Consider the following 13102-nt stretch of genomic DNA (forward strand, 5'->3'; position numbering starts at 1 on the left):
CTATAACTAGCGCAGCGCGTCAACACGTTGGAAATCATTACCGACTAATGGTTTAGCATCAGCTTGAGGTACGTGACATTGCTGACAGAAGTAACGGCGTGGTGATACATCTGAAAGCACTTGGCCTTCACGTGTTTCATAGTGCGTTACACTGATTTTGGTTGCGCCCATTTCTTTCGCATTTTTCCAACTGTGGCAAGCTAAACATTTATTGGCGTTTAATGACACTTCGTAATTGCGAATAGTGTGCGGAATCAAAGGTGGCTGATAAACGTAATCGCTATCAATTGTACCTTGATCACGTGGGTAACGTTTAAATGCATCTGCAGGGCGCGTTGTTTCTAGCTCGCTTGCACCACGTAATGATTCAACACCACCAATACCGCCTGGGTTCATCGTGATTTGGTCTAAAACTTTGTGATTTTCTGTTGCTGGTGCGCTAGTTTCTTCAGCACTTTGCACCGCTCCAGCTAACAACATGCCAACAGTCATAACTGCTAAAACTAATCGTTTCATTGCTTTCTCCGCCTAATGGCTAAATTCGAGTCAAGCAGATGATTACCTATATGGGTTACAGGCAATCAGCTACTAATATCATCCGATTATTTAAACTTTGGTGATTTTAATTGGGCACTTTTTGAAATCTGTCTGTTTCGACAGTGGGTCAGTAGCATCCAAAATCAGTTTATTAACCAAAACACGAGCATCGAAGAACGGTACAAATACCAATCCAGCAGGTGGACGGTTACGACCTCGCGTTTCTACTCGACAACGAACTTCACCACGACGAGATTCCAATAGCACTTCATCACCACGGCGTAAACCGCGTTTTTGCGCATCATCAGGGTGGATAAAGCAAAGTGCATCAGGCACTGCTTTATACAACTCAGGAACACGACGTGTCATTGTACCTGTGTGCCAATGTTCAAGCACACGACCTGTACATAGCCACATATCATATTCTTGATCAGGTTCTTCTGGTGCTGGTTCAAACGGAGCAAAAATGATATTCGCTTTACCATCTGGCTTACCGTAGAAACGGAAACCTTCACCTTCCGGTACATATGGATCAGAGCCTTCAACAAAACGCCAAAGTGTTTCTTTACCATCAACAACCGGCCAACGTAGACCACGTACTTGATGGTAAACATCGTACGGTGCTAAATCGTGACCATGGCCGCGACCAAATGCTGCGTACTCTTCAAACAAACCTTTCTGTAAGTAGAAGCCTTGTGCTTTAGCATCATCGTTAAGCTCTTGTGCTTCTGAAAGCGGGAACTTATCAACCTGACCATTACGGAACAGTACTTCGTACATTGTTTTACCACGGTACTCAGGCATTTGTGCTAATAGGTCTTCACCCCATACTTCTTCAATCTTGAAGCGCTTAGAGAATTCCATTAACTGCCATAAATCAGACTTTGAATCACCTTGTGATTCAACTTGCTGATACCAAGCTTGAGTACGACGTTCTGCATTACCGTAAGCACCTTCTTTTTCTACCCACATTGCTGTTGGTAAAATCAAATCAGATGCTTGTGCCGTTGCAGTTGGGTACGGGTCTGAACATACGATGAAGTTCTCTGGGTTACGGTAACCCGGTAAACGTTCTTCGTTAATGTTTGGACCAGCCTGCATATTGTTATTACACATTACCCAGTAGGCATTTAGCTTACCGTCTTTCAACATGCGATCTTGAACAACGGCATGATAGCCAGGTTTTGGTGGAATCGTACCGTCAGGCAGTTTCCAGATTTTTTCTGCAATAGCACGGTGCTTAGGGTTTGCTACAACCATATCGGCAGGCAGACGGTGTGAGAATGTACCCACTTCACGTGCTGTACCACAAGCTGATGGCTGACCTGTTAATGAGAATGGGCTATTACCAGGCTGAGAAATTTTACCCGTTAACAAGTGAATGTTATAAACCAGGCTGTTCATCCAAACGCCACGAGTATGTTGGTTCATACCCATAGTCCAAAGTGACATTACTTTCACTTTTGGATCCGCGTATTGCTTCGCCATTTCTAATAGTTTTTCTTCAGACACACCTGACATCTGCGATGCTTTCTCAACAGTGTACTCAGCAACAGATGCCTTGTACTGTTCGAAATCCATTGGGTGAAGCGCACCAGAGTTAGGATGCTTTGCTTTCATCTGAAGAGGGTTATCATCACGTAGACCATAACCAATGTCTGTTTCAGCACGTTTAAAGTGGGTATGTTTTGTAACGAAATCCCAGTTAACTGCATCGTTTTGGATGATGTAGTTTGCGATAAAGTTAGCAATGGCTAGATCGGTTTGAGGTTCAAAAATCATACCGTTATCAGCCAGTTCAAACGAACGGTGATAATAGGTTGATAACACGTTTACTTTAACATGGGGGTGACTTAAACGACGGTCAGTAATACGTGTCCACAATACTGGGTGCATTTCAGCCATGTTAGAGCCCCACAGTACGAATGAATCTGCGTGCTCGAAGTCATCGTAACAACCCATTGGCTCATCAATACCGAAAGAACGCATAAATCCACCTACAGCCGAAGCCATACAGTGACGAGCGTTAGGATCGATGTTATTTGAACGGAAACCCGCTTTCATCATTTTTGATGCTGCGTAGCCTTCCATAACAGTCCACTGACCAGAACCGAACATACCAACGCTTGTTGGTCCTTTCTCTTTCAGTGCTGTTTTGAATTTCTCGGCCATCACATCAAATGCTTGGTCCCAAGAAACAGGGGCGAAATCGCCTTCTTTATTATATTCGCCATTTTTCATACGCAACATTGGCGTTTGCAGACGATCTTTGCCGTACATGATCTTAGAAAGGAAATAACCTTTGATACAGTTAAGGCCTTTATTTACCGGAGCTTCAGGATCACCCTGCGTTGCCACTACACGACCATTCTGTGTACCAACGAGCACTGAACAACCTGTGCCACAAAAACGACAAGGCGCTTTATCCCACTTAATTTTTGTTTCATCAGAGCTAACAATTAAATTAGCCGCAGATGCTGGCAGGGTAATACCCGCAACAGCTGCTGCCGATGCTGCCGCGTTTGCTTTCACAAACGCACGTCTTGTCATTTTCATGAATCATCCTCAGATTGCGAATCAAAGTGTTCAATTTGGTGATACACTAAAAAAGTTATTAAAACATGTTCTAAATTATTTATTTTATCTATAGTATCAGTCACATAGCCTTGATTTTCGGTTTCCAAAACTACAATGACTTTTCCCTCAGGACTGTCGCCAGGTATTTCAGTATTCGGCATTTCCAGAATCTGAGCTTTTACCTCTTCTAAATATTCAGGTTTTACATGAACAACTAGGCTTGATATGTGTACTTCTTCTTGCGCCATAAGCTATTTCTCTTCTAATTTTTCATGGTCATACTGATGGCAGATGCAGGGCAAACTGATAAGCAAGCGCCACAACCATTACAAACGTCCGTATCCAATTCTGGTAATGCCACACCACCAGCTTGTAGTTTGAAACGAATCGCCTGTACTTCACACATATCACCGCAGCTCCTGCACTCTATTTTGTTATGAGCAAAACAGTTGGAGGTAATCTGCGCCTTTAAATCCCAAGGTAGCTCCGTTGTAGGGCGGAACAATCTCTCAGGGCATGCTTCAGCACATTGTGTACAAAAAGTACACTCACCACGATTAAAGTCGATAATGGGGAACCCACCATCGCCCTTTACAATAATCTGTGTTTCACACACATTTATACACTTGTTGCAGCGGGTACAACTGTCTACAAATGTATCTTCATCTACAACCCATGGCATTCGCGGCAATTCTGGAGTACGACGCCGAGAGAGTAGATTCCGGCGGGAACGATCGAACATTTGCTAATACCTTTCGTAAAGTAATATGAATAAAAATATATACTACGGACTGTAAATGTGTGTATCGACGGTAAACACCTTAAAATACTGTTCATAACCCGTCATTTTTTTACATAGTAAGTGTAAATATAGTCACAAATGCTTAAATACCCACTTAGGGCTAATTTGCGGGGTTAATTGTTTTGGATCAATAAAATAAAACGTCAACCCTCACACTATTCATCTACGGGGTACAGCATCAAGTATGGTGTAATACAAAACATTACCCAACTATTCTTAATGATTACATTGCCTTTCACCCAAAAAGGAAAGACTGTGCAAAACCGACCACTCAAACCAGTCACATCCACAATTGCCCGTGCAATGCTGGTTATATTGCTATTATCCGTCGCGACGACCAGCTTTGCGCTTTTAACATTAGCCTCAAGTTTAAACGATGCAGAAGCCATTAATGTTTCAGGTTCATTGCGTATGCAGAGCTATCGATTAGCTTATGATATCAATACGAATTCACCCGAATTAACTCACCATCTAGACCAATTTGAACAATCCCTCTTTTCTCCCTCGATGGCAGCACTAGAGCATTGGACTGTTCCCACGAACATCAAAAAACATTATTACGGATTGATCGATCGCTGGGAAAATTTACACCCGTTAATGCATACCCCCAAACAAGATCAATACCTGCAAGAAGTGGCTGAGTTTGTTCACCTCATCGATCGCTTTGTTTTCGAGCTGCAAGAGTTCTCGGTTATCAAGCTACAAGTGTTATCTGTAGCTGGAGGGATCGGCTTAAGCCTTATCTTAATTGTGGCGCTATTTACCATTCACTTTACGCAGCGAAAAATTGTGTCGCCGTTAAACCAATTAGTCGCTGCAAGCGGAAAAGTACAAAGCGGTCATTTTGATATAAACATTGATATTAAAAGTGATAACGAGATTGGTATTTTAGCTGACAACTTCAGTAAAATGTCGTCTGAACTAGGAAAGTTATACCGTGGCTTGGAAGAGAAAGTCGATGAGAAAACCCGTCGATTACGCCATGCTAACGAATCATTACAGGTGCTCTATAACTGCTCACAAGAGTTATCGGTTAGCCGGCTGACCTCGCAAAATTTTTCAACAATGCTTGAAACATTAGTTGCGATAGAAGGGCTTACGGCTGCTAAACTCATCATAGATGAAACCAAGGTTGGCAATACCGAGATCGTGGTCGGAACAGAAATAGACCAGCGCTGGCATTATCAAGATCTCAACATTGATGGGCAAAATTTAGGGCAATTATGCTGGCAATATACACTACCCTGCCCCGATCAAACCCTTATAGACAATATTTCAAACATTTTGGCTCGGGGAATTTATTATAACCGCGCGCAAAAGCAAAGTGAGCAGTTACTACTCTTAGAAGAGCGTGCAACAATTGCACGAGAGTTACATGATTCATTAGCTCAATCATTGTCATACCTTAAGATTCAAATGACGCTATTGAAACGTCAGTTAAAAGAAAAAGATAATGGCTGTGATAATACCAATAACATTGTGACAGATATAGATAGCGGCTTATCCGGTGCTTATACTCAATTACGTGAATTATTGAGCACGTTCCGCTTAACCATTAAAGAGGCGGACTTTGGTGAAGCATTAGTCGAAATGCTAGAACCACTCGATAATCAAACCGATGCCATACTGGTTATTGATAACCATTTGTCGTCGTTGAGCCTAGATGCACATCATCAAATACATGTTCTTCAAGTCATTCGAGAAGCAGTGTTGAATGCGATAAAACATGCTCAAGCTGACGAGATAATTGTCACTTGTAGTCAAAAAGATGAACAGGTTGATATCAAAATTTCCGATGATGGATTAGGCTTCGACCCTAAAAATGAAAAACTGAACCATTACGGCTTAGCCATAATGGCTGAAAGGGCTTCGCGCTTACATGGCAATATTAAGATTACAACAATGCTAGGCGATGGTTGTGAAGTTAACTTAACCTTTTCGCTTGAAATTTGAGGACAAAGTATGACGTGTTGGAAAATAATGATAGTGGACGATCATCCACTTATGCGACGTGGTATTGGTCAATTATTAAGCTTTGAACCAGATTTTGAAATGATTGGCGAAGCAAGCAACGGAACAGATGCTGTTGCTATGGCACATGAAAAAAATCCCGATCTTATTTTGCTTGATTTGAATATGAAAGGCATGTCTGGTCTTGATACGTTAAATGTAATGCGTGCTGAAGGTATTCTTGCCAGCATCGTAGTACTAACGGTTTCAGATAGTCGCTCTGATGTGAAAGCGCTGGTCGCTGCAGGTGCTGATGGGTACTTATTGAAAGATACTGAACCCGATGAATTAATTAGCCTGCTGAAGCAAGCATTATGTGGGGGTAAAGCCTACAGTAATATCGTTCGAGAACACTTAGAAAGTAATACAGAGCAAGATTGCCTATTAAGCTCACTTACTGATAGAGAAACTCAAATATTACAAGAAGTTGCTAAAGGCTACCGTAATAAACAAATTGCAGATGCACTGTTTATTTCAGAAGCGACCGTTAAAGTACATATGAAAAGTTTACTGAAAAAGCTACAAGTAAAATCACGTACAGCAGCCACTGTTTTGTATTTAGAAGCACAAGGGCAATAATGAAGAAAATATACTTTATTGGCTTACTTTCTTTTTTATTAGTGGGTTGCGAAACAACCGCCTTACACCACGATGGTAAGCCAGTTCAGGTGACATGGAATGACACTCTGCATATGAGTGAATGTGAACCCAAAGGCACCATAGTGGCCTCTCAAGGTACGTGGTACAACTACTGGTTATTGAACGATGGTGATTTGACAGAAGCTGTGTTGAATAATCTCAGAAATAAAGCAGGGAAACTGGGTGCAAATACTATCCATCTATACGCCCCACAAACCTTTGGCACATCCGTCACGATAACTGCAAATGCTTACTTATGCCCTAAAGCATAATGCTCACTTTTTTATTATTACGTTGTAAATAAAAACCGCAGTAACTGCGGTTTTCTTTTAGCAAGCAACAGAGGTAATGAGATCCTTTTCTCGGTTTTCAACCCATTGCAGATCGAAAGGCCCCCAATCACTTAGCTTATAATAGCCATCATTGTGTCGTTTACCATCTTGAATAAACGTAAGTTCGATACCGATACCCGGCAAAGCTTTCAATACATCTTGAATCGTACGGCGTGGCCAACCAGTTTGTTCAATCAACCTTGGTACATTTGGGCGTTCGGTATGCTCAACAAGTAATGCCAAATAAAGACGGCGAGCAAAAACTGGATTCAGTTCCATTGAGACCTCCATAATACAGAGGCTTCATTATTCCGAGATCCACAACTGGCATGTTGAGTTTGATCAATTAGCTATTTAGTTTTCACCCTATACAAAGTCAAAAGTGCGACTTAGGTCTCACTAGCACATAAAAAAAGTAAAAAAGTGCCACGTCAGACATCAGACATGCCATTTTTAAAGATCTCTCCTGTTTAACGATGTTTAAAACTTATAACCACCAGAAATCATAAATACCCAAGGGTCAATATCAGTTTTAATAGTCACATCATCAGCACCCGCTTTGAATTTCACATCAGTGCTAATATCGGCGTACCATACCGATGCCCCGACAAACCAATCATCGTTGATCATATAATCAAGACCCGCATTGGCAGCCAACCCCCATGAATCTTCCAGTTTCAAACCGCTCAGACCTGCATCTTTACCAGCAGTATTAAACTCTTCATTAAAGAACGTGGTGTAGTTGATACCTGCACCTACGTATGGACGCAGTTTACTGCCACTATCCATAAAGTAATACTGCAGCATGAACGTCGGTGGCAACTGCTCTACTTCTGCGATTTCACCTAGTGAGCCTAAAGAGATTTTGTGTTTGAAAGGGGTTGCCGCTAGCACTTCAAAACTGATGTTATCAGTGATCATATAACCAAACGTCAGACCTAGCTGGGTATTTGAGTCGATCTTAAACTCACCTAAATTAAGCACATCATCACTGCTTTCATTAGGTACAACCGATGCAATACCTGCACGTACAAGAAAATCACCTTTCTTATGCGCTAAAGCTTGGGGAGCGGCTGTGATACTGGCTATTACTGCTAGTGTACAAAGGGTCTTTTTCATTATTATTATCTCCATTCCTTTTGAGCTGAATTTATCGTATTCAGGCTAATTTGGGGCTTCATGTTGGAACGGAGCAGAATGTAACCATTTTGAAACACCCTGTTATTGATTGAAATCAATTTATAAAAATTCACTATAATAAATAACTTTTGATTCAGATCAATAACTTAAAACCATATTTAACGACAACACGCTCCCGATCCTAAAGTTGTACTTCTCTCACCCTTAATAGGTACTCTGTGTCACATAATTAGCGTGTAAGCTAGGCCTCTTTTTAACGTTACTTCTGTCTTTTTGAACTTAATTAACCACAAAAATAAAATGGTTAATTAAACAACAATCATTATTCTGGACTTAACATCGAAGAAACAAATGTAATTTCATTGGCTTGATAGTCTAAAGTTTGACTACAACACTTTAAAATTCTGCTTATTTTTGTTCAACGGAGTCGTTATGACACCTGCTTTCTGGTGCATTATTATCTTGATAATTGTTAACTACCTTTTGGCAGGACTAGGAGGCTGGTTAACGATAAAACAAACGGGTAGATTTGATATTAATCAACCTCGAGTTCAAGAACGTGCTTTGACGGGAGCCGCAGCTCGAATAAAATCAGCCCAAGCGAACGGCTGGGAAATCATTCCTGTTTTTGCCATTTGTATTTTTATTGCCCACTTAGCTGGAGTACCCGAAGAGCAAGCCGCCCTGCCCGCTTACCTATTTCTCGCAACTCGCCTACTCTATATTCTTTGTTATGCTTTCAAGTTGAGCCCTTGGCGGTCGTTAATCTTTTTCACCAATATCATTGCGTGTGGCTGGCTAATTAAAATGGCCGTAGCCTTGGGTTGATAAGTAGCAGCCAAGCAGTATCAGTAGTAATATCTGTGCTTTTTTATACCTATAAATAAGGTCATATGATGAGCGGTGCACAAAAATTACTTAAGGCCACACAAGATGCGATCAAACAGAAACCCGTATTACTTGATGTATTAACTGAAAAAGAAAGACAAAGTGTTCATCAAGCCTTTACTAATGGAACACCGCTGGAACTCAATGCCGCATCGTTATTGATCATTTTTCAAGCCCCGCAGCGCTTAATTGAAGATGAACTAACACTGACAAACGGTGTGTTGTCTGTCTATTCATGGCAAAACGAAAATAATGCAATCAGCCTTTTTACTTATTTCGATGAAACGCGTTGTCTCGTCACAATAAAAAATAACGCCATTATCGCTCAGCCAGTCACTCTGAATTCTGTCATCAATGGGGATAGCTTTACGCCTTTTACACTCGCAGATGATGAAGCAAAAAAAGTGGAGACCTTTTATCAAGAATTTCGCCAAGACGCGAATGATGAATGGTTAAACGAATCAAAATAAGTCTGTTTTAAAAAGTGACCACCATCACCCATTGCGAAGGTTAGCTATTCTCGCTATAAAGGAAAGCTAACAAATAACAAAATAAAGTCAGCATCATTATGAGCACAATCGCCTACGGCATTAAAAACTGCGACACCATTAAGAAAATGAAAAAATGGCTAGAAGCAGAAAGTATTGATTACACTTTCCATGACTACCGAGTTGATGGTCTAGATCAAGCAATGTTAGAAAAATTTGAATCTCAATTAGGTTGGGAAGCCATGGTCAATAAACGTGGCACGACTTTCCGCCAGTTAACTGACGAACAAAAAGCCAACCTAAACCAAGAAACAGCGATTTGCTTAATGTTGGAATCACCAGCAATGATCAAACGCCCGTTACTTGTTCATAACGATAGCTATCACCTCGGTTTCAAACCAGCGCAATATCAAGAAATTTTCCAGCAACCACTCTCTAAGTAATAAAGGAAACAAGGATGTCAGACAGCCCGGTAATCGCATTAGCGAAAGACCTTATGAGCCGCAATTCCGTAACACCAGAAGATGCTGGTTGCCAAGACGTGATGATTGCACGTCTAGAAAAACTCGGTTTTGTCATTGAAACGATGGTCTTCGATGATACAACTAACCTATGGGCACGCCGTGGTACACAAGCACCACTGTTTGTCTTTGCAGGTCATACTGATGTGGTTCCTGCTGGTTCATTAGAACAGTGGCACACCCCACCGTTTGAACCAACGATCATTGATGGCTATTTACACGGTCGTGGTGCAGCAGACATGAAAGGATCGTTGGCTTGCATGATCGTCTCTATCGAGCGTTTTCTTGCCGAGCATCCCGATCATACAGGTTCAATAGCCCTGTTGATTACCTCAGATGAAGAAGGGCCATTCATTAACGGTACAACCCGTGTTATTGATACCCTTGAAGCGCGTAATGAAAAAATCGATATGTGTATTGTGGGTGAACCTTCAAGCACACATGCAGTAGGTGATGTGGTTAAAAATGGTCGTCGAGGCTCAATCACTGGCGATCTTACGGTTAAAGGCATTCAAGGGCACGTTGCTTACCCACACCTTGCAGATAACCCTGTTCACAAAGCGTTACCCGCATTAGCTGAACTGGCTGCTACCACGTGGGATAACGGCAATACTTACTTCCCAGCCACCAGCTTTCAAATTGCTAACTTAGCGTCAGGTACTGGGGCATCTAATGTGATTCCTGGTGAGTTTGATGTGCAGTTTAATTTTCGTTTCAGCACAGAATTAACCGATGGTGAAATAAAACGCCGCGTTCACTCTATTCTAGATGCACACGGTCTAAACTATGATCTGAAATGGACACTCAGCGGTCATCCATTTTTAACGGATGAAGGCACATTGGTTGAAGCTGTCGTTGCTGCGGTTGAAGACGTGAATCACACCAAACCAGCACTGCTGACGACAGGTGGCACCTCTGACGGTCGCTTTATTGCTAGAACAGGCGCACAGGTTGTCGAGCTGGGCCCTGTTAACGCGACAATTCATAAAGTGAATGAGTGTGTGAAAGCTGCCGATCTGGAAAAGCTCACGGATATGTACCAAAAGGTCTTAGAAAAATCACTAACATGATCACAACATCCGCCCAGCAGCTAACTGCTGGGCAACTCACTGGTCAAAATACTGATCACTTAGTGAGCCATCAACAACATCTTCTGCATAAAGATATGCAGCCAGCTTTTGCGGCCTTACAACAGGCCGCACAGCTCGCTGGATTTGATTTGCAACTAGCTAGTGCTTTTCGCCCTTTTGAACGTCAATTAATCATATGGAATAATAAATTTAATGGCTTAAGACCTTTGCTTGATAGCAACAGCCAGCCATTAGATGCGAGCACGTTATCTGAATTAGAAAAGGTTGAAGCTATTTTACGCTGGTCTGCATTACCTGGTGCAAGCCGACACCACTGGGGAACTGATGTCGATGTCTATGCTAAAAACTGTTTACCTGCAAACACCTCACTACAGCTAGAACCATGGGAATACCAAACCAACGGACATCAAGCTGAATTTAATCAATGGCTAAGTGCACATATGGGTAAGTATGGATTTTACTTACCTTATGCTGAAGATAAAGGTGGCGTTGCCCTAGAGCCTTGGCACATTAGTTATCACCCAATAAGCCAGACCTTACAGCAACAGCTTACGCTTGATCTGCTTTACCACACACTTAGTGAAAATGACGTAGCAGGAAAGTCGCAGATCCTGAAAAACCTTGATAGTCTTTATACAAGGTTCATCACTAATACCTGTGAGGTCTAAATGGAATGGTTACTTAACCCTTGGGTGATTACCGTTGTCATACTAAGTGTCGTTGTTAGCAACATTATGGCGTTGAAATACACGGCCAACATGAAGTTCGGTGATCGTGACAAAATTAAATACCTCAAAGAAAAACACGACAAAGAACAAGCACTGCAAAAAGAAGATAATAAAAATAGCAGTAACAAGACTAGCAACTAGCCTCACAAAAAAGGTGGCCAATAATCCTGTCTCTTATACACAAATCCCCAGTTTAAAACACTGGGGATTTTTTAACGTCGTTTCAATATCACAACCTGATCTTTTGTTATTAAACCAAAAACGATCATTATGTATATTTCTGCTCCTCAACATTGGAGGATTCATTCTCATTCCACTTTATACCAAATCCATTAATTATATCGGGAACGTAGAGCAAGGAGCACACTCGCTGACGTGAAGCGACAGCCGATGATTAAAAATGCCCCCCCCTCTCTTAACATTTATCTTTTTGGGATATATTTGACGCATTCTAAACCGAATTATATTTAAAAATCAGTAAGTTTGTACTTCTTCATTACTTTTCGATATAACCCTCGCTAAGCAACAAGATTGATATAATTTTTAGGTATTTTAGAGCTTTATTAAATTCTTAGCGGTGTATTGTGCGCGGCTTATTTTATGGATTATAACAAATGGATGTTCGAAAACTTACAACGATAGGCCTTTCTATTTTGGGTATTCTTGGTTGGATTTTGGCTGTAGGGATAGTATTTTCTGATTACCAAGATAAAGGACAAGAAGTTAAGGCTCTCATTGATGAAAACAAAGCTCAACAAGTCATAATCGTCGATATCTTGAGTAAGGAAGTTGATGCCGTAGTTTCAAAGTGTAGCAAAAAATCAGGGAAGGATATTAAGTGGACGGGTCAATTTTATCTGGTTGATAAATACTGTAAATTGCCAATATTAAATAGCAATATTCATATTAGATCTCAGTGTCAGGAAATTAAAAAATGCTTACCATCGAAGCAAGATTAACATTGTTTTTTATTGTATGCATAATTGAAGTAATGTTTCTTTTGTCAATAATGATAATTAATCTGAAATCTATTAATGTAATATCATTTGATGGTAATCATATGCGGATTGGTGGTGAAATTGTTGTTACGGTTAGGTTAGGGTCTGGTAATCAGAGGTTATTATCTTACCTATTCGAGAATCAGGACACCCCCATATCAGTGGAAGAAGTTGAAAAGGCTTTGGGTAAACCCTGCTATTTGAGCAAAGTCATTGATAATTTAAGAATACCTAAACACATAAGCAAAAGAATTTTTCATATAAGTGACGGTAATAAAACAGTAATATTTTCGCCAGCAGTTTTAGGGAAAAAAGCCAGCAAATAAAAATATCATGCTGGCTGTAAAATTG

The 13102-nt window shown here is 41.0% G+C and carries 17 protein-coding genes; 11 read left to right on the forward strand and 6 right to left on the reverse strand.

Annotated features, from left to right (window positions below):
• Positions 1-6: 6 nt before the first annotated feature.
• From C9J47_RS09730 to napF, 4 genes are all read right to left on the reverse strand, one after another.
• Positions 7-516, reverse strand: coding sequence for a nitrate reductase cytochrome c-type subunit (locus C9J47_RS09730; RefSeq protein ID WP_006230914.1), 510 nt, complete (start codon positions 514-516; stop codon positions 7-9).
• Positions 517-606: 90 nt separating this feature from the next.
• Positions 607-3093 (reverse strand): periplasmic nitrate reductase subunit alpha, encoded by a 2487-nt coding sequence (gene napA / locus C9J47_RS09735; RefSeq protein ID WP_107253332.1) that lies wholly within the window; start codon positions 3091-3093, stop codon positions 607-609.
• Positions 3090-3362: a chaperone NapD gene (locus tag C9J47_RS09740; protein ID WP_006230912.1), complete on the reverse strand. Its 273-nt coding sequence runs from the start codon at positions 3360-3362 to the stop codon at positions 3090-3092. The genes napA and C9J47_RS09740 overlap by 4 nt, the downstream gene beginning before the upstream one ends.
• Before the next feature lie 14 nt (positions 3363-3376).
• Positions 3377-3856, reverse strand: a complete 480-nt coding sequence (gene napF, locus C9J47_RS09745; RefSeq protein WP_107253333.1) for a ferredoxin-type protein NapF — start codon at positions 3854-3856, stop codon at positions 3377-3379.
• A gap of 315 nt (positions 3857-4171) precedes the next feature.
• On the opposite strand from napF, the gene narQ reads away from it, so the two are divergent.
• From narQ to C9J47_RS09760, 3 genes are read left to right on the forward strand one after another with little or no spacing between them, the layout of a single operon-like run.
• A complete protein-coding gene (narQ, locus tag C9J47_RS09750) occupies positions 4172-5869 on the forward strand; it encodes a nitrate/nitrite two-component system sensor histidine kinase NarQ (RefSeq protein WP_107253334.1) in 1698 nt (565 codons plus the stop codon).
• A gap of 9 nt (positions 5870-5878) precedes the next feature.
• Positions 5879-6505, forward strand: a complete 627-nt coding sequence (locus tag C9J47_RS09755; RefSeq protein ID WP_036803293.1) for a response regulator — start codon at positions 5879-5881, stop codon at positions 6503-6505.
• Complete coding sequence (locus tag C9J47_RS09760; protein ID WP_107253335.1) at positions 6505-6837, forward strand: DUF4156 domain-containing protein; 333 nt, start codon at positions 6505-6507, stop codon at positions 6835-6837. The genes C9J47_RS09755 and C9J47_RS09760 overlap by 1 nt, the downstream gene beginning before the upstream one ends.
• Before the next feature lie 57 nt (positions 6838-6894).
• Here the strand turns inward: C9J47_RS09760 and C9J47_RS09765 are convergent, their stop codons facing one another.
• Positions 6895-7176, reverse strand: coding sequence for a winged helix-turn-helix domain-containing protein (locus C9J47_RS09765; RefSeq protein WP_006230906.1), 282 nt, complete (start codon positions 7174-7176; stop codon positions 6895-6897).
• A 201-nt stretch (positions 7177-7377) separates the two neighbouring features.
• Positions 7378-8016, reverse strand: coding sequence for an outer membrane protein OmpW (gene ompW / locus C9J47_RS09770; protein ID WP_107253336.1), 639 nt, complete (start codon positions 8014-8016; stop codon positions 7378-7380).
• 453 nt (positions 8017-8469) lie between these two features.
• Between ompW and C9J47_RS09775 the strand changes: the two genes are divergently transcribed.
• The 8 genes from C9J47_RS09775 to C9J47_RS09810 all read left to right on the forward strand — a co-directional run bounded on the left by C9J47_RS09775 (position 8470) and on the right by C9J47_RS09810 (position 13077).
• Positions 8470-8865, forward strand: a complete 396-nt coding sequence (locus tag C9J47_RS09775) for an MAPEG family protein (protein WP_107253337.1) — start codon at positions 8470-8472, stop codon at positions 8863-8865.
• 65 nt (positions 8866-8930) lie between these two features.
• On the forward strand, positions 8931-9395 hold the full coding sequence (locus C9J47_RS09780) for a hypothetical protein (protein WP_245903399.1): 465 nt from the start codon (positions 8931-8933) through the stop codon (positions 9393-9395).
• 98 nt (positions 9396-9493) lie between these two features.
• The gene (locus C9J47_RS09785; protein ID WP_107253339.1) at positions 9494-9856 is read left to right on the forward strand and encodes an ArsC family reductase; all 363 of its coding nucleotides are present in this window, start codon (positions 9494-9496) and stop codon (positions 9854-9856) included.
• A 14-nt stretch (positions 9857-9870) separates the two neighbouring features.
• Positions 9871-11004, forward strand: coding sequence for a succinyl-diaminopimelate desuccinylase (gene dapE / locus C9J47_RS09790; protein ID WP_107253340.1), 1134 nt, complete (start codon positions 9871-9873; stop codon positions 11002-11004).
• Positions 11001-11693 carry a M15 family metallopeptidase gene (locus tag C9J47_RS09795; protein ID WP_107253341.1) on the forward strand — a complete coding sequence of 231 codons (693 nt, stop codon included), beginning with the start codon at positions 11001-11003 and terminating at the stop codon, positions 11691-11693. Before dapE ends, C9J47_RS09795 begins: the two co-directional genes overlap by 4 nt.
• Positions 11694-11894 carry a DUF2897 family protein gene (locus tag C9J47_RS09800; RefSeq protein WP_107253342.1) on the forward strand — a complete coding sequence of 67 codons (201 nt, stop codon included), beginning with the start codon at positions 11694-11696 and terminating at the stop codon, positions 11892-11894.
• Positions 11895-12367: 473 nt separating this feature from the next.
• Positions 12368-12712, forward strand: coding sequence for a DUF2608 domain-containing protein (locus C9J47_RS09805; RefSeq protein ID WP_107253343.1), 345 nt, complete (start codon positions 12368-12370; stop codon positions 12710-12712).
• Complete coding sequence (locus tag C9J47_RS09810) at positions 12688-13077, forward strand: hypothetical protein (RefSeq protein ID WP_107253344.1); 390 nt, start codon at positions 12688-12690, stop codon at positions 13075-13077. The genes C9J47_RS09805 and C9J47_RS09810 overlap by 25 nt, the downstream gene beginning before the upstream one ends.
• The last annotated feature ends 25 nt before the right edge of the window (positions 13078-13102 follow it).

Origin of the sequence: Photobacterium indicum (genome assembly GCF_003026215.1) — a bacterium.
GTDB lineage: Bacteria > Pseudomonadota > Gammaproteobacteria > Enterobacterales > Vibrionaceae > Photobacterium > Photobacterium indicum.